This window comes from Neiella litorisoli (genome assembly GCF_014773395.1).
Lineage (GTDB): Bacteria > Pseudomonadota > Gammaproteobacteria > Enterobacterales > Neiellaceae > Neiella > Neiella litorisoli.
In genome coordinates, this window is record NZ_JACXAF010000022.1 from 44,369 (window position 1) to 59,928 (window position 15,560).

The 15,560-nt window shown below is 50.3% G+C and carries 17 protein-coding genes; 11 read left to right on the forward strand and 6 right to left on the reverse strand.

Annotation, left to right across the window (positions count from 1 at the left end; genetic code table 11):
- The first annotated feature begins 5 nt into the window (after positions 1-5).
- From IC617_RS15165 to IC617_RS15175, 3 genes are all read left to right on the forward strand, one after another.
- Entirely contained in the window at positions 6-2,792 is a 2,787-nt protein-coding gene (locus IC617_RS15165; protein WP_191145828.1) for a PAS domain S-box protein, read from the forward strand.
- Between the two features lie 2 nt (positions 2,793-2,794).
- Positions 2,795-4,225 (forward strand): sigma-54-dependent transcriptional regulator, encoded by a 1,431-nt coding sequence (locus IC617_RS15170; protein WP_191145829.1) that lies wholly within the window; start codon positions 2,795-2,797, stop codon positions 4,223-4,225.
- Between the two features lie 107 nt (positions 4,226-4,332).
- A complete protein-coding gene (locus tag IC617_RS15175) occupies positions 4,333-5,370 on the forward strand; it encodes a CobW family GTP-binding protein (RefSeq protein ID WP_191145830.1) in 1,038 nt (345 codons plus the stop codon).
- 22 nt (positions 5,371-5,392) lie between these two features.
- Here the strand turns inward: IC617_RS15175 and IC617_RS15180 are convergent, their stop codons facing one another.
- The 3 genes from IC617_RS15180 to IC617_RS15190 are packed head-to-tail and all read right to left on the reverse strand — an operon-like array spanning position 5,393 to position 7,167.
- On the reverse strand, positions 5,393-6,004 hold the full coding sequence (locus tag IC617_RS15180; RefSeq protein WP_191145831.1) for a ZrgA family zinc uptake protein: 612 nt from the start codon (positions 6,002-6,004) through the stop codon (positions 5,393-5,395).
- A gap of 33 nt (positions 6,005-6,037) precedes the next feature.
- Positions 6,038-6,583 (reverse strand): hypothetical protein, encoded by a 546-nt coding sequence (locus IC617_RS15185; RefSeq protein ID WP_191145832.1) that lies wholly within the window; start codon positions 6,581-6,583, stop codon positions 6,038-6,040.
- Positions 6,584-6,597: 14 nt separating this feature from the next.
- Positions 6,598-7,167, reverse strand: a complete 570-nt coding sequence (locus IC617_RS15190) for a DUF3299 domain-containing protein (RefSeq protein ID WP_224746046.1) — start codon at positions 7,165-7,167, stop codon at positions 6,598-6,600.
- A gap of 118 nt (positions 7,168-7,285) precedes the next feature.
- On the opposite strand from IC617_RS15190, the gene IC617_RS15195 reads away from it, so the two are divergent.
- From IC617_RS15195 to IC617_RS15205, 3 genes are read left to right on the forward strand one after another with little or no spacing between them, the layout of a single operon-like run.
- A complete protein-coding gene (locus IC617_RS15195; RefSeq protein ID WP_369410417.1) occupies positions 7,286-7,996 on the forward strand; it encodes an ABC transporter ATP-binding protein in 711 nt (236 codons plus the stop codon).
- Positions 7,997-7,998: 2 nt separating this feature from the next.
- Positions 7,999-9,243: an ABC transporter permease gene (locus IC617_RS15200; protein WP_191145833.1), complete on the forward strand. Its 1,245-nt coding sequence runs from the start codon at positions 7,999-8,001 to the stop codon at positions 9,241-9,243.
- 32 nt (positions 9,244-9,275) lie between these two features.
- Positions 9,276-9,728: a Fur family transcriptional regulator gene (locus IC617_RS15205; RefSeq protein ID WP_191145834.1), complete on the forward strand. Its 453-nt coding sequence runs from the start codon at positions 9,276-9,278 to the stop codon at positions 9,726-9,728.
- Positions 9,729-9,732: 4 nt separating this feature from the next.
- On the opposite strand, the gene IC617_RS15210 is transcribed toward IC617_RS15205, so the two are convergent.
- The gene (locus IC617_RS15210) at positions 9,733-10,134 is read right to left on the reverse strand and encodes a thiol-disulfide oxidoreductase DCC family protein (protein ID WP_191145835.1); all 402 of its coding nucleotides are present in this window, start codon (positions 10,132-10,134) and stop codon (positions 9,733-9,735) included.
- Between the two features lie 209 nt (positions 10,135-10,343).
- Here IC617_RS15210 and IC617_RS15215 point away from each other — a divergent pair, with 209 nt between their 5' ends.
- Genes IC617_RS15215 through IC617_RS15235 form a run of 5 tightly spaced genes read left to right on the forward strand, consistent with a single transcriptional unit; the run spans position 10,344 to position 14,253 of the window.
- Positions 10,344-10,922, forward strand: a complete 579-nt coding sequence (locus IC617_RS15215; RefSeq protein ID WP_191145836.1) for an SOUL family heme-binding protein — start codon at positions 10,344-10,346, stop codon at positions 10,920-10,922.
- A gap of 32 nt (positions 10,923-10,954) precedes the next feature.
- Complete coding sequence (locus IC617_RS15220) at positions 10,955-11,140, forward strand: DUF6435 family protein (RefSeq protein WP_191145837.1); 186 nt, start codon at positions 10,955-10,957, stop codon at positions 11,138-11,140.
- A gap of 45 nt (positions 11,141-11,185) precedes the next feature.
- Positions 11,186-12,535: a DASH family cryptochrome gene (locus IC617_RS15225; protein WP_191145838.1), complete on the forward strand. Its 1,350-nt coding sequence runs from the start codon at positions 11,186-11,188 to the stop codon at positions 12,533-12,535.
- A gap of 9 nt (positions 12,536-12,544) precedes the next feature.
- On the forward strand, positions 12,545-12,700 hold the full coding sequence (locus IC617_RS15230; RefSeq protein ID WP_191145839.1) for a DUF2256 domain-containing protein: 156 nt from the start codon (positions 12,545-12,547) through the stop codon (positions 12,698-12,700).
- Complete coding sequence (locus IC617_RS15235; RefSeq protein ID WP_191145840.1) at positions 12,697-14,253, forward strand: cryptochrome/photolyase family protein; 1,557 nt, start codon at positions 12,697-12,699, stop codon at positions 14,251-14,253. Before IC617_RS15230 ends, IC617_RS15235 begins: the two co-directional genes overlap by 4 nt.
- Positions 14,254-14,265: 12 nt before the next feature.
- On the opposite strand, the gene IC617_RS15240 is transcribed toward IC617_RS15235, so the two are convergent.
- Complete coding sequence (locus IC617_RS15240) at positions 14,266-15,012, reverse strand: tellurite resistance TerB family protein (protein WP_191145841.1); 747 nt, start codon at positions 15,010-15,012, stop codon at positions 14,266-14,268.
- An 85-nt stretch (positions 15,013-15,097) separates the two neighbouring features.
- Entirely contained in the window at positions 15,098-15,445 is a 348-nt protein-coding gene (locus IC617_RS15245; protein WP_191145842.1) for an HPF/RaiA family ribosome-associated protein, read from the reverse strand.
- Positions 15,446-15,560: the final 115 nt, after the last annotated feature.

Genomic DNA, 15,560 nt, shown 5'->3' on the forward strand with positions numbered 1-15,560 from the left:
TTAAGATGAAGTTAGGTATACGTTGGAAGATTATTGGCGCTATTGCGGCTGTTGAAGTCTTGTTATTTGCAGCCATTGCAGGCTTCACATTTCACTGGTTTACCGCCAGTACCCAGCAAACCATCAGTGCAGAGCAAAGCTGGCAACTGATTGGCGCTCTGGCCTTGTTGGTGCTGCTAGCGATTGGCTCGACTGCATTTGTGGTTCACACCTTAAGTACCCGTTTTGCCAGACAGTTGATTCGGCTGACCGAAACGGCGCGAGAAATTCGTCACAAAGGGCCTGGCGCTCAAGTCGAAATTGCCGAGGACGATGAGTTAGGCCGACTGGCCAGCGCGTTCAATAAAATGTCGTTGTCGTTGCAAGCAACGCAGCAAGAATTACAGGCCTCGATTGAAGAGCAGCAGAAACTATCAGAGCTTCTTGATACCCACCGTAGCATTCTCACTGCCACTATTTCTTCTGCTAATGACGCGGTGATCGTGATTGATCACAACGGCGACGTGGTCGAATACAACAAGTCTGCCGAGCGAATTTTTGGCTTCAGCCGCTATGAGGTGTTGGGCAACGAACTGGCCGAACTCATTATTCCTGAGAAGTTTCGTAACGCCCACCGCGCTGGTATGAGGCGCTTTCGCGAGTCTGGCGAGGCAAAAGTTCTCGGCCAGCGGCTGGAGCTGGTGGCGCTCCACAAAGACGGTCACGAATTTCCTTGTGAACTGGCGATCCATGGCGTCAAAGTCGGCAAAGAAACTCACTTTACCGCCTTCATGCGCGACATTAGTGACCGGATTAACTTAGAACAAGAGCTGCGCCTAGCCGGTTATGCATTCGATGCCAATGAAGCCATTTTTATCACCGATGCTGACGCAAACATCGTTCGGGTTAACCAGGCCTTTACTCGTATTACTGGCTATCAAGAAGATGAGGTTATTGGCCAAAATCCAAGGATCTTATCCTCCCACCAGCACACCGACGAGTTTTATCAGGACATGTGGCATACCCTGACCACGACAGGCAAATGGTCCGGAGAAATCATGAATCGCCACAAAAATGGTGATTTGTTGCCCGAATTACTGAGCATTTCCTCGGTCACTCAGGAAGATGGCAGTATTAGCAACTTTGTTGCTCACTTTGCCGATTTGCGGGAACAAAAAGCCGTTGAGCAGTCGCTCCGCCAAGCGCGCACCGAAGCCGAGTTGGCAAGCCAAGCAAAGAGCCGGTTCTTGGCCACCATGAGCCATGAAATTCGCACGCCGTTAAATGCCATTATCAACATGAATCGTTTGTTGCTTGAAACAGCGTTAACCGAGCAACAGCGGCACTTGGTCACTTCTGCCGACGATGCTGGCAATGTGTTGCTAGCAATCGTTAATAACGTGCTGGATTTTTCTCGAATCGAAGCCGGCCAGTTCGCCCTTAACCCCGATTGGTTTAACCCTTTGCACGTTACCCAATCGCTAGTCGAATTGTTTCAAGCCAGCGCAGCCCAAAAGTGTATTGGCCTGAGTATGGGACATCAGCTCGACAATCCAGTTGAAGTTTATGGTGATGCACTGCGATACCGTCAGGTTTTGCTTAACTTGATTGGCAATGCGGTTAAATTTACTCAAAAAGGCGATGTGAGAATCGAACTGTTGATCGATGCGTCAGGATTGAAAGTCAGCGTCTCAGATACTGGCCCTGGCATCGAATCAGCCAAGCAACCTTATTTGTTCGATGAGTTTTATCAGCTCAAAGATATCAACAGCATGGAGCGCTCCGGCACTGGCCTTGGTTTAGCGATTACCAAGCAGCTCATTGACATGATGCAAGGAAAAATCGAGCTAACCAGCACGTTGGGTGAAGGCAGCACCTTTACCATTTGGCTGCCATTGGAAAGCCGCGCTGCCGAATCTGAGCCCAGTGACAATCGCCTACCAACTGGCAATAAAACCTCTTCTCGCAACATCCGTATCTTGTTAGTCGAGGATAGTGCTTCAAATCGGGCGGTTGCTCATCAAGTGCTCGCCAATTTAGCCAGCGAAGTGGTTGAAGCGGAGAATGGCAAAATTGCGGTTGAATTAGCCGCCAAGCAACGCTTTGATTTGATCTTGATGGATGTGGCGATGCCGGTGTTGAATGGTTTGCGCGCTACGGAAATGCTGCGCGAAGGTGAGGGGCCAAACCGCGACACGCCCATTGTCGCAATGACTGCCAATGCCTTTAAAGAAGACAAACAAGCTTGCTTGGATGCCGGAATGGATGACTTCCTCAGCAAACCAGTCGACATCAGTGCGATGCGGGCCAAGGTGGCGCTGTGGTCGGCTCAACGCTCTGAACGCTGGCTTGAAGAACAGGTTGCTGCTGACCGTAAGGGCGAGGATGCTCATCCAGCTGTGGAGGCCGAGCCAGCCTCAGAGCAGGAACAAGCCAAATACGAAGCCATCGAGCTCCTCAATGAGGACGTGCTTCATACTCTGATCCGAGAAACCAGTCGCGCCACGGTGAAAAGCATTCTCGATACCCTCAAAGAAGAAGCGCAGGCACGCGTATTTGCGGTGAAAGTGCTGGCAGGAAACGCCAATTGGCAACAGGTTGAGATAGAAGCGCACACCCTCCAAAGCAGTATGGGTACGTTTGGCGCCAGCCGATTTCAACAGCTGGCTAAGGACATTGAGCACGCCGCTAAAGCGCAAGATCAGCAAGCAGTAAACAATCTGGAACATCGCCTACAGTTGATGTTGGACGTTACCATGGCGGCACTGGATAGCTTTTTGGCCGAAGATGTTGTGGACCAACAGGAGCCGTAGATATGGGTAGGAATGATTCGATCTTGCTGGTTGAAGACAGCGATTCACTGGCCGCCGTTTATCAAGCCTATTTGGCGGATGAACCCGCGCAACTGACTCGCGTTGCCAGTGGCGAAGCCGCGATTCGAGCAATGACAGACAACCCGCCGAGTGTGCTATTACTCGATTTCAAATTACCCGATATGAATGGCTTGGACGTCTTGCAGTGGCTCAGTGGCCAGCGTTTTGAGCCTGTGGTGATCATGATCACCGCCCACGGCTCTATTGATGTTGCGGTCGATGCCATGCGCTTAGGTGCCATCGATTTTCTTGAAAAGCCCTTTGATGGCGCGCGTTTACAGGTCACTGTCCGCAACGCCATGAAACTCAGCCGCTTGCAAAATTTGGTTGAGGGTTATGAGGCTGATAGCGCGCGATCGAGCTTTCAGGGCTTTATCGGCGGCAGTTTAGTCATGCAGCAGGTCTACAAAATGATTGAAGCGGTGGCACCAAGCAAAGCCACTGTGTTTATCACCGGCGAGAGTGGCACCGGCAAGGAAGTGTGCGCCGAAGCAATTCATAAGCAAGGACCAAGGGCCAACAAGCCTTTTATTGCATTGAACTGTGGCGCAATTCCCAAAGAGCTGATGGAAAGTGAAATATTCGGCCATGTCAAAGGTGCATTTACCGGCGCTCAGCGTGAGCGAAAAGGGGCTGCTTCGCTGGCTGACGGCGGCACCTTGTTCTTAGATGAAATTGGCGAAATGGATATGGATTTGCAGACCAAGTTACTGCGATTTGTCCAAACTGGCCGCTTTCAACGGGTCGGCGGAAGTGCTGAAGAAACCGTCGATGTCCGCTTTCTCTGCGCTACCAACCGCGACCCGTGGCAAGAAGTGCAAGCAGGGCGGTTTCGTGAAGATCTTTACTATCGCTTGTATGTGGTGCCAATTCACTTGCCGCCCTTGCGCGACAGAGGGCAGGACGTTTTGGCCGTTGGCCAGATGCTACTCAACCAATATGCCAAAGACGAAGGGAAGAAATTCCGCCGCTTTTGCCACGATGTGAAATTGGTCCTCAGTCGGTACCAATGGCCCGGTAACGTCAGAGAGCTGCAAAATGTGGTGCGCAATATTTGCGTGCTCAATGACGGCGAGCAAGTGCTCGTTGAGCATCTGCCACAAAACCTTAGCGCCAAACTTGATGAGTTATTACCCGAGCGCGAACTCAGCGGCGACCTTGAATTTGAAATGGAGCAAACAACCGAGTTTGTTATTGAGGAGGAGCCGCAACAAGTCGTCAGACCGATACAATCGCTGTGGCTGACTGAAAAACAGGCCATTGAACAAGCCATTGATCATTGTGATGGCAATATTCCTAAAGCCGCCGAATTACTCGAAGTTAGTCCATCAACCATTTACCGTAAAAAACAAAGCTGGGAGCAAATGGAGTAGCGGCCCGTGGAGATTAGTAAATGCTGAGGTGGCACTTCACGTTAGAAAACAATTGCCGTACAGTCGGCAATCACTAAACCGTCAAGCAAACTAAGAAGCGGCAGACGATGTCAGACAAGCTCCGTCGAATCCCAACCAATATCATTACCGGTTTTCTCGGTGTTGGAAAAACCACCACCATTTCTTATTTACTCGCCACCAAACCTGCTAATGAGCGCTGGGCTGTGCTGGTCAATGAATTTGGCGAAATCGGTATTGATGGCAGTTTGTTGCAGGGCAAGCACAGCGCTAAAGAACAAGTATTCATTGCCGAAGTGCCCGGTGGTTGCATGTGCTGTGTGATGGGGCTGCCGACTAAAGTAACGTTGAACAAACTGCTTAAGCAAGCCAAGCCCGATCGCTTGATTATTGAACCGACTGGGTTGGGCCACCCACAGGAAGTGCTCGATTTGCTCCGCTCTGAGCACTATTGCGATGTGCTCGACGTTCGCTCGACCATTACATTAGTCGACGCCCGAGTGCTTGCTGACCGACGCTATACCGAACACGATATTTTCAACCAACAACTGCAAGTTGCCGATGTGGTTGTGGCGAGTAAAAGTGACTGTTATCAACAAGAGCTGACACAGCTAGAACAGTATGTGCAGACGATTGCAGGCAAACAACATTGTCCTGTCGTTGCCATTGAGCAGGGCAAATTACCACTGCACTGGTTGGATTCAACAGTATTTGCTCGCGACTCAAAACACCAGCACCATCATCATGAACACGATGAAGAATCGGCTTTGGAGAAGTCAGCGGAGGTGTTGAATCAGCAGCTTGCGGAGCGCGGCTACGCTGAAGTTAGAAATCACAAGGGCGATTACTTTAGTTGTGGTTGGCGCTTTAACGACGATTTGCTGTTTGACTCGGTGCAGATTGAGCAAACTTTACGAGAGCTCCAATGTCAGCGCATGAAGGCAGTGTTTGTCACCGACGCAGGGCCATTCGGGTTTAGCTTGATTAATGGCGAACTGGCCAAACAAGCATTGCAGTCAGCTCAGGGCAACAGCATTGAGTTGATTGATCAAAATGCACTCGCTTTCGATTCGGTGCTAGAACAACTACTTCAAATCAGAAGCAGCACCGATGGTGGTGCTGCCTGATGATGGGGCACTTCTGCTGTAATTAATTCAGTGTCAACTTGCTGGCTTGTTTAGACAACTCTGAGCTACCTTGTTTGTTTTCGATAAACCACTGTACTTTAATGGTTTCAAGCTGCGGCATGACACTAAACAACTGAGTCTCTATCGCTGATACTGAGCCAGAACAGCTGAACTGATAGTGCGCGGTTAGGTTGCTGTGCTCGCCGTGATCATGGTGTTCGTGCTCGTCATGATGCTTGTGCTCGTCGTGATGCTTGTGCTCGTCATGATGCTTGTGCTCATCATGGTGCTCATGTTCATCGTGATGTTCGTGCGATTCGAGCTCGAACGGAAACTCCACTTCTTGCCCCGTAAGCTGGCAATCAGCGCCGCTAAAAGAGAAAGGTGTGCTGGCTTTATAAACAGTTACTGCCGCTTGGTAAGCTTTGATTTGCTCGCCGGTTTCGGGCTCATGCTCAAAGCCAACAATGTTTGCCAGCGGCGAGCTAAATTCAATTTCTAATGCTTGACCTTGTTGTACGAGGTTAAGTTCAGCAATGCCATGCTGATGAGCGCCAGTTTCAGCGAGAGCAGGCGTAGCGCCTAATGCCAGCAGCGACAGGGTGAAGGTAGTAAAAGCGGAAGCATGTTTCATGTGGTTACTGTCCGTTTGTTCGGAGCCAAGGGGCTAGTTGGTTGTTTTCGCTAGGTTGCCATCTTCGCCAACGGCTTTAATCAGAATGAAGGCTGATTTCGAGGCCGATTGGCTATCCTGTTCGCCGCCGAGGGTGCCGCTTAGTTTGCCACGAACGACATAAGTGCCGGCTTTTGTTGGCGCTACCGTTAATACCAGTTCGGCATCAGTTGCCGGTGCGATTGCTTGGTCATAAGCGCCGCTCAAGTTCACGGTGTCATCGGCTTGCCACAGCACTTTAGCATCGCTAAAACTCTCTGGCACGATAACGGTATAAGGCACTTCAGAGGTTACGCCCACTGCCACTGTGTAACGCGGCTTAGAGGCTAGCGCCATACCTTGCGCGATCGGACTGCTTAAATCTGACGCCGATTTAAGGTGTTTGTTCATCGGATAAAAACCAAAGCCCGGACCGTGATTGTCGCAGCTTATTGCCGTCATCGGCATCAACAAACTGCAGCAGGTCACAAGCCATGCTGCTGTTAACCGGCGAGCAGGTCTTGTTTGCTGTGTTGTTTGTCTGGCAGTTGGGTTTGTCATCAGCTGAAATCCAATTACTCGGAGTACGGTGCGACGGAATCAACCACTAGGGTGTAAGCCGCGGTACCCATATCGCTTGCCGTTGTTTCTACCTTTAACGTGCCTTCGAGCCAAAAAGCGTCTTGGTATGAGCTCAATGTCACGCCATCGGCGTAAGTGACATAGACAATTTGATTGGGTGGCGGTGGCGGCAAGTGCAAACATGCGCCGAAAAATGGCACCAACAAAAATTCGGTAGCGGTGAATTCGTCTTTCATCTCTAACGGGACAACAAAGCCCGGTAGCCTGATTTTGCTGTTATTGAATTCTTCAACCACGCGGGTTGATTCCAGTGCGGCCAAATAGCGTTTGGTGGCCTCGTCTTCGGTTCCAGCTAATCCCTCGACCGAATCTTCAGCGCTGCCATCAGCAATTTGATCGATCGTCTCTGGCGGATTCAGTAGCGCGTCTAAATCATCCGCTGGCATTAACTCAATCCATTCGATTTGGCGATATTCGCTATTCGGCGCGTCGGCAGCAGCAGAGAAAGAAAGCGCGGCGAGCAGCATTGCGCAAAGGGCTGATCGCAGTTGAGCGATGAACATTGATAGAAACTCCAGTGAATGTCGAATGGTAACAAAAACGTGTTATAACATATCGACCCAGTTCGATGAATAGAGTTCCAACTCTGTCACTATAGTTTCACAAAAGGTCTCTCGAGTAGTGCAAAACGTTCAATTGGCCGAACAGCAGGCCGCCATTTGTTTGCGACAACTTCGCTTCTCTTATGACGGCAATTCCGACGTCATCAACATTCCCCAGTGGACCCTAGAAAGCGGTCAAAAGTGTTTTGTTTTTGGCGCATCAGGCGCGGGAAAAAGCACGCTGATGAATCTACTATGCGGCGTGCTGAAACCAACGGCTGGTGATATTCAGGTATTTGGCCAGGCGCTGACTAAGATGTCGGCTCGTCAGCGTGACCGTTTTCGTGCAAAGCACATTGGCGTGGTGTTTCAGCAATTTAATCTGATCCCCTACCTGACGGTGGCTGAAAACATTCGTTTAGCCAGCTGGTTTGCCGGTAAAACTACATCGTCAGATGACCAAAACTTTCAGCAGCGGCTATTAGAGTTGGTTGCCGCGCTGCAACTAAAACCTGAAGTGCTTCACCGACCAAGCCGCGAATTAAGTGTTGGCCAGCAACAGCGTGTGGCGATTGTTCGCGCGCTAATTAACCAACCTGAATTACTAATTGTCGATGAGCCGACATCGGCGCTCGATTCCTACGCCAGAGACAATTTTATGCAGTTATTGATGTCAGTATGCGAGCAGCAACGCAGCAGTCTGCTGTTCGTTAGCCACGATTTGTCACTGCAATCGTACTTTGATGTTGATGTCAATTTGGCCGATATCAATACCGCAGGAGGCCAGTAATCATGTTGATGAAATTGGCCTACAAGAGCTTGATGAATCGTAAAACCTCGGTGCTGCTAACGCTATTTTCAATTGTTGTGAGCTTGTCGTTGTTGGTGACTGTGGAACATATTCGCTCGCAAGCTAAAGCCAGCTTTAACCGCACCGTGTCGAGTGTTGATTTGATCGTTGGTGCCCGAACGGGACAGCTGAATTTACTGCTGTATTCCATTTTCCGGATGGGTAATGCCACCAATAACGTCGGCTGGGACAGTTATCAAGCTATCAGCGAACAGCGCGATGTCGTGTGGTCGATCCCGTTGTCACTTGGAGACTCTCACCGTGGTTACCGCGTGCTTGGCACCAACACCGATTACTTTGAGTTTTATCGTTATGGCGATAAACGGCAATTGGCGTTTGCGGATGGCGAGGCGTTTAGTAATCCCTTTGGTGCGGTGATTGGCGCCGAAGTGGCCAAAGCGCTCAATTATCAAGTCGGTAAGCGAATTGTGTTGTCGCACGGTATTGGTCAAGTCAGTTTCACTAACCATGATAATGCGCCGTTTGAAGTGGTTGGCGTATTAGCGCCGACCGGCACACCGGTCGATCGCACCGTTCATGTCAGCCTTGCCGGCATTGAGGCGGTGCATATGCCGCCAAGTCAATTGCAGGCATTACAGCAAGCGGTTACCGAGGGACGAGACATTGACGTTGAGCCGGCTACGATCACCGCATTTATGCTGGGTTTAAAGTCGAAAATGTCGATTTTCAAGATCCAGCGGTCGATTAATAATTACAAGCAAGAGCCTTTAATGGCGGTACTGCCCGGCATCGCCCTTGTTGAGTTGTGGTCGTTGATCAGCTCTGTCGAAAACATCTTGCGAGTGATTTCGCTGTGCGTGTTTGTATCAGCGATCCTCGGTCTAACCACCATGTTGTTGTCATCCATGCAGGAGCGGCAGAAAGAAATCGCCGTGCTCAGAGCCATAGGTGCCGGACCTGTTGTGCTATTTGTTCTCATTCAGCTCGAAGCATTGTTAGTTACAGCGACAGCAATTGGCTTATCGCTAGGTCTAGTGTGGGCGGTGTTTTTCGGAGCCAGCGATTTATTGGCTAGCCACTATGGCATTTTTGTATCGACTCAGATTATTTCTACGACGCAAATCATCCAACTTGCTGCTGCGCTTGGCGTGACCTCGCTGGTCGCGTTAATCCCTGCAACCAGTGCCTACCGAAAAGCGCTGCACGCCGGTTTAGGGCAACAGTGAGTGAAGGGCAGATGAGTACAGAGGCAAAGAATATGATGAAGATTGAGGCGGGACTAAAAAGTGCGCAGCAAAAATGCCAGGCTGCGGGTGTTAAGCTGACCGAGAAGCGCTCCGCCATTCTTCGCATTTTACTCGCTGAGAATGCACCGTTATCGGCCTATGAAGTAGTGGCGATTTACAATCAGCAGCATGCGCAAGCGATGCAGCCGATGTCGGTGTATCGGATCCTTGATTTGTTTGTTGACATTGAATTGGTTCACAAGCTGGCCTCTTCAAATAAGTATGTGTCCTGCGCCCATCTTGCCTGTTCTCATGAGCACCAAGACCAATTCTTTCTGGTTTGCAAATCGTGCGGCGCCACCCGCGAAATTGCGATGAGCGACAGTTTAGCCGCGCAAATAAAAGCATCCGCCAGCGACGCAGGATTTCTGTTGTCGCAGTCGCAATTTGAAATCAGTGGTATCTGTCGTCAGTGCGGTGAATGACGAGCTATTTGTTTTGATGGTTAATGTCACAGCGATTCGACGTACATCGCGCAGTTCCAGTTAACCACATCGAAATTTTGTAGCGATTATTGGCGAAATAGAGATAACAGCGATCGGCAATGGGCTTGATCCACTTCCACCGCAGTGGGGCGTAAAGCCACCCTTTACCCACTAATTGCCACGCCCTATAGGTAACATCCAGCCCCAGCAAAAGCTGCTGCTGATCGTCAATCGCGTGCAAAATCCGGTTGGCCTGTTGCTGATCAATGTCGGGAAACTGGCAAAATTCGTCGCTGTAGATATCAACCGTTCTGATTGCTTGGTTTTTGTCATAACGCTGTAGCGCACTCATTTCTTTGACGCACAATGGACAGGTGCCGTCGTAAAACACCGTGAGTTTAGTCATCTATCTCTGGCTTTATTGCTGATCTGCTCTTTAGTACGCCATCTCGATGCTTTTCGTTCATTGTCACATCGATCCATTTACGGTGTTCATCCGTTAGCTGAGTTAATGCAACAACAATCACAGTGGAACACAAAGCCGTGACTCATTTCTTCAACACACACGTTCGCAGCGTGACCGCACTAATCGCAATCTGCCTTTGGAGTACCGCGATGGCCATCGAACAACCAAGCTACCAAGTGCTAAAGAGCGAGGATGATTTTGAGTTGCGCCAATACAACAGCATGATCGTCGCCCAAAGCCAGGTTCGCGGAGCCATGGATGATGCCTCTGGCGATGGCTTCAGGGCAGTGGCTGATTTCATCTTCGGTAATAACACTGCGGCGTCTGGTGGTAGCGAGGAGATTAGCATGACGGCGCCGGTGCTGATTGCTCCGAGCGACAATGGTCAGCAACTGAATTCTGCCGCCGCCATGAACGATGAGCGAGGGAAGTGGGTGGTTGGATTTGTGATGCCGAGTCAATTCACCCTCGACACCTTACCGTCGCCAAACAGCGATAAGGTTGTCATCGAGCCGGTACCCGAGCGAAACGTCGCGGTGGTGACCTTTTCCGGCTTTACTGGGGAAGAAAAAGTGGCCGCCAAGACGCAGCAATTGTTGTCGTGGATGAGGCTGCAGGGCTTAACGCCACAAAGCGCAGCCACGTTAGCACGTTACAACCCGCCATGGACACTGCCGTTTCTCAGACGCAATGAAGTGATGATCGAATACTCAGCCAGTAATCCCTAAAAAACCGACTGTGATAAGCCAAGGAGCTGTCGATGTTTAATTTGTTCAAATCCAATCCGAGCAAAAAGATGCGCAAAGAGCGCGACCTGCTGCTGAAAAACGCCATGTTAGCGCAACGCCGTGGTGACATCCGCACTTACTCAATGCTGAGCGCCGATGCCGATCAGCTCAGCCGAGAAATTGATGAACTTGAACAACATCGCGAACAACAACGGTAACACAAAGCACATTGTTGCCTCGAACGAGCTAGGTTGGAGCAACCGTTGAATCGTAAGACATCATTGATTTGGTTTAGCCATGATCTGCGGATTGATGATAATCCAATACTTCACATGGCAGCGCACAGCGATGCATTGGTTTGTGTGTTTTTTGTCGAGCCTGAATGGTTTCAGCCGATAGCCACGAGCCAACCAAGCGGTCCACGGATTGGACCCCATCGCTGGCGATTCTTACAGCAAGCCTTGGTCGACTTGAGCGAGCAACTGACCTCCTTAGGGCAACGTTTGCTGGTTGTTTTTGGTTCGCCTCAACAGGCCTTGCCACCATTGCTACAGCGCTTTTCGGTCAACCGAGTGCTTCGCAGTACGCATGCCACTAGCTACGAGCAGCGCCAATGGCAACAGCTACGCGACGCTCATTGTCAGATTGAGTGGCTGCAAATAGACAGCCATGATTTATTTCAACCCCAGCAACTGCCGTTTGCACGGGACCAGCTACCAACCAGTTTTAGCAAATTTCGCAAGCTGGTTGAGCCGCTACCGATTGCTGCGCCATTAGAGCCGCCAGCATGCTTGCCTTGGTCGCCTTTAGACCAACAAGCCGTCAAGCAAGCTGCAGCCGAGTTACCGCAGGTGCAACCATTGCCACACCAAGATAGCGACTGGTTGCAGTTGATCGGCGGCGAGCGCAGCGGTTTAGCGCATTTGGCTCGCTATTTCGACAGTGAAATGCCGCTTTGCTACAAGCAAGTGAGAAACGAGCTGGATGGCTGGCAGCACTCGACTAAGCTGTCGCCTTGGCTTGCTCTTGGTTGTATTTCGGTGCGCCGAGTGGTTGCTGTTCTGAAGCAGTATGAACAGCGATTTGAGGCCAATGAGTCAACCTACTGGATTTACTTTGAGCTGCTGTGGCGTGAGTATTTTCACTGTTATGCCAAACGTTATGGCAATCGCATCTTTCAGTTTAGAGGGTTAAGGGACGCTCGACCTTTAACCAGCTTTTATCCTCAGCGTTTTCGCCAATGGAGCCAAGGCCAAACTCAATACCCATTAGTTAACGCTTGTATCAAGCAACTCAATGCCACCGGCTACATGTCCAATCGCGGCCGCCAAATCGTTGCCAGCTGCTTGGTTAACGAAATGCAGGTCGATTGGCGATATGGCGCGGCTTATTTTGAGTATCAACTAGTGGACTACGATCCGGCGGTGAATTGGGGCAATTGGCAATACATTGCTGGCGTCGGCGCTGATCCCAGAGGTGGTCGCCATTTCAATATCGAGAAGCAGCAACAACAGTATGATCCAGATGGTGACTATATCCGCCGTTGGCAAGGCCAAGTCGTTAACGCTGCGTGCGATGCCGTGGATGGTGCTGATTGGCCGACGTATTCGTGAGTCGAAGACATGTTTAAACAGCACTTAGACGGCAAGATCTGCGCAACCTGCGGTCGTTATTTTCAATGGCGCAAGCGTTGGGCCAACAATTGGTCAACTGTGCGCTATTGCTCGAAACGATGCGCCGGTAATCGCAACCGAAAATCAATGGACAATCAAACATGACTGGACCTGCCCACACCTTACGCTTGATCCTTGGCGATCAACTCAATGCCAGCCATAGCTGGTTCGAGCGCAAGGACGATGGCGTGTTGTACTTAATCGCCGAATTGCATCAGGAAACTGGTTATGTAAAACACCATGTTCAAAAAGTAGGGGCGTTTTTTGCCGCGATGAAGGGCTTCGCCGAGGCCTTAGCATCGGCGGGCCACCGCGTGCTCCATTTGACGCTTGATGATACGGCTGAGTTCGCATCGCTGCCGCAACTAATTGACGGGTATGTGCGTTCGCATCAGATACAAGTGTTCGAGTACCAGCGACCCGATGAATACCGGCTACTGCAACAGCTTGAGCAGCTCGAATTACCGCAGGGCGTTACCAAACGACAGTGGGACACCGAACATTTTCTCGTCGATTATGACGAGCTACCACTGTACTTTGTCATCGACAAAAATCAGCGCATGGAAACCTTTTATCGCAAGATGCGGCAGCGCTTTGACATTTTAATGGCCGGCGGCAAACCCATCGGTGGTCAATGGAATTACGATGCTGATAATCGCGCCAAGCTCAAGTCGGCCGATATCGCCGAAATACCGGCTCCGTTACTATTTGCCAATGATGTCCGAGATATTAACGTCCGCCTCGAACGGCATCAGGTTGCAACCATTGGCGAGCGGGCCGGTAGTTTGCTTTGGCCGGTTAATCGACAACAGTCGCTGCAACTTCTCGAACATTTCTGTCGCCATTGCTTACCGCGCTTTGGTTTGTTTCAAGATGCCATGACAGAACACGGAAAGCAGCAATGGAGTCTGTATCACAGCCGCTTGTCGTTTGCCCTGAACAGCAAAATGATTAGTCCGAAGCAGGTCATTGAGCGCGCACTTGATTATTTTCAGCAGTATCCTGAACAGATTTCGCTCGCCCAAATCGAGGGCTTCGTGCGGCAAATTATTGGTTGGCGAGAGTTTGTGCGCGGCATTTATTGGCGGCGTATGCCGCAATATGGTCAGTTAAATTATTTTGACGCCAACAACGAACTCCCTGATTTTTTCTGGCATGGCCGAACCAACATGAATTGTATGGCCAAAGCAATCGGCCAAAGCCTGAAATATGCCTATGCTCACCATATTCAACGCTTGATGATTACGGGAAATTTTTGTCTGTTAGCGGGCATCGATCCCGATCAGGTAGATGCCTGGTATCTGGGTATTTACATCGATGCAATTGAATGGGTGGAAATGCCCAACACGCGGGGCATGAGTCAGTTTGCCGACGGCGGCGTGCTTGCCAGTAAACCTTATGCTGCAAGCGCAAATTACGTTCACAAAATGAGCGACTATTGCACCAGTTGCCATTACGACCACAAAGCCAAAACGGGCGATCGTAGCTGCCCGTTAAACAGTCTCTATTGGCATTTTCTGCTCCGTCACCGAGACCGGCTCAGCAATAATCCCAGAGTCGGTATGATTTACCGTAATTGGGACCGCCAAGGGGCTGAACAACAGGCCGCCATTAGTGAGCGCGCGGCCTATTGTCTGGCCAACCTTAATGACTTGTGAGTTCAGCATAACTCATGCTGCGGTTTTAAATGCTTGGTCGGCTTGATCGCGCAGTTGTGACGCTAACTCATCGGGTAACGCCAATGCTGTCGCCAGTCGGTTCAAATAAGCTTGCTCAATTGGTCCGTCTAGGTCGACCGCCAAGCAAGACGCTAAGTAGACGCCGGATTTCTGCTCAATACAATGGGCTCCATTGGCAATGTCAGTCACTGAAATTGGTTGCCTCATTAGATCAAAAATAACTCCTTTGGCTTCATGGCTGAGATCCATTTGTTCAATGGCGTTGAAGATCCGCGTTTGCTCTTTGTTATCAATGTGCCCGTCTGCTTTCGCAGCACTGATCATGGCTTGCACGAGAGTGAGCTGAAAATTCTCGGTATATACCGATTCCGACTTAAAGCTCTTTTCAATGGCCTGATAGGCGTAAGCATCGGGCTGGCTTGTTGCAACTTGGGGAGATTGCGCTGGGTTGGCCTGAGATGGCTGTTGCTGGGTCTGCCATTTGCGATAAGCACTGAAGGCTAAGCCGCCGAGCAGTGCTGCGCCGCCATAGCGCGCCGCTTTACCGGCAAACTTGCGCGCTGACTTGTTGCCAGCAAGCAACGCCATGACGCCGCCCGCAGCGGCGCCTCCAGCTAAACCCGATGGTAATTTATTGGCCAGTGAGCTGACGACGCCGCTACCATTGTGTGTTTGGTTGGCATGCGATGATGGCCCGTCGCCACCAAGAAATTGATTAAGTAACTTGCTAATACTCATAAGTTTCTCCAAAAAATTGGTTGATGCTTGAGAGTTATGGTTACTGCGTTTGGTTGATCCTAAATAGTGCCAGTACTGTTGTAGGTTAAGCCGCAGAGTGGCTGAATCTTGCGCCTTGGAATCGATTCCTCCGACGTCGCTGAGTGAGTCGGCGTAATAAGGTTTTTTTAGCGCGGTGGGCCGCTCGATCAACCGCTAACACAGCTTTGTCCTGCACATCTTCTATGGTGATGTCGGCATTGTTTTTTAAGCTGACTCTGATTAAACAGCGTTTGACGTAGTTGCCGCTGGAACCTGCGGTGTCAGAAATGCGAACTTTGATTTTACGGACTTGGTCTGAAAAGCGTGCCAAGGAGAAATTGACTCGGCGGCGAATGTAATCTTCAAGGGACGGCGTTAGTGGTGCGCCGGCAGATTGCAACACAATAAGCATGACTACTTCTCCTGATTGAGCGATATCCACATGGACGAGTGTCATCTTAGTTGTGAACTACTGTCTGGTATATTCGAATATAATTTAATCTTACTTCGAAAAAATCGAGCGTTTA

What these genes read in the sequence shown, in the direction of transcription:
- IC617_RS15205 (WP_191145834.1), top strand. Translation starts at nt 9,276, where the DNA reads ATGATGAAGATTGAGGCGGGACTAAAAAGTGCGCAGCAAAAATGCCAG.
- IC617_RS15170 (WP_191145829.1), top strand. Translation starts at nt 2,795, where the DNA reads ATGGGTAGGAATGATTCGATCTTGCTGGTTGAAGACAGCGATTCACTG.
- IC617_RS15185 (WP_191145832.1), bottom strand. Translation starts at nt 6,583, where the DNA reads ATGACAAACCCAACTGCCAGACAAACAACACAGCAAACAAGACCTGCT.
- IC617_RS15240 (WP_191145841.1), bottom strand. Translation starts at nt 15,012, where the DNA reads ATGAGTATTAGCAAGTTACTTAATCAATTTCTTGGTGGCGACGGGCCA.
- IC617_RS15165 (WP_191145828.1), top strand. Translation starts at nt 6, where the DNA reads ATGAAGTTAGGTATACGTTGGAAGATTATTGGCGCTATTGCGGCTGTT.
- IC617_RS15245 (WP_191145842.1), bottom strand. Translation starts at nt 15,445, where the DNA reads ATGCTTATTGTGTTGCAATCTGCCGGCGCACCACTAACGCCGTCCCTT.
- IC617_RS15210 (WP_191145835.1), bottom strand. Translation starts at nt 10,134, where the DNA reads ATGACTAAACTCACGGTGTTTTACGACGGCACCTGTCCATTGTGCGTC.
- IC617_RS15175 (WP_191145830.1), top strand. Translation starts at nt 4,333, where the DNA reads ATGTCAGACAAGCTCCGTCGAATCCCAACCAATATCATTACCGGTTTT.
- IC617_RS15200 (WP_191145833.1), top strand. Translation starts at nt 7,999, where the DNA reads ATGTTGATGAAATTGGCCTACAAGAGCTTGATGAATCGTAAAACCTCG.
- IC617_RS15180 (WP_191145831.1), bottom strand. Translation starts at nt 6,004, where the DNA reads ATGAAACATGCTTCCGCTTTTACTACCTTCACCCTGTCGCTGCTGGCA.
- IC617_RS15215 (WP_191145836.1), top strand. Translation starts at nt 10,344, where the DNA reads ATGGCCATCGAACAACCAAGCTACCAAGTGCTAAAGAGCGAGGATGAT.
- IC617_RS15235 (WP_191145840.1), top strand. Translation starts at nt 12,697, where the DNA reads ATGACTGGACCTGCCCACACCTTACGCTTGATCCTTGGCGATCAACTC.
- IC617_RS15190 (WP_224746046.1), bottom strand. Translation starts at nt 7,167, where the DNA reads ATGTTCATCGCTCAACTGCGATCAGCCCTTTGCGCAATGCTGCTCGCC.
- IC617_RS15220 (WP_191145837.1), top strand. Translation starts at nt 10,955, where the DNA reads ATGTTTAATTTGTTCAAATCCAATCCGAGCAAAAAGATGCGCAAAGAG.
- IC617_RS15230 (WP_191145839.1), top strand. Translation starts at nt 12,545, where the DNA reads ATGTTTAAACAGCACTTAGACGGCAAGATCTGCGCAACCTGCGGTCGT.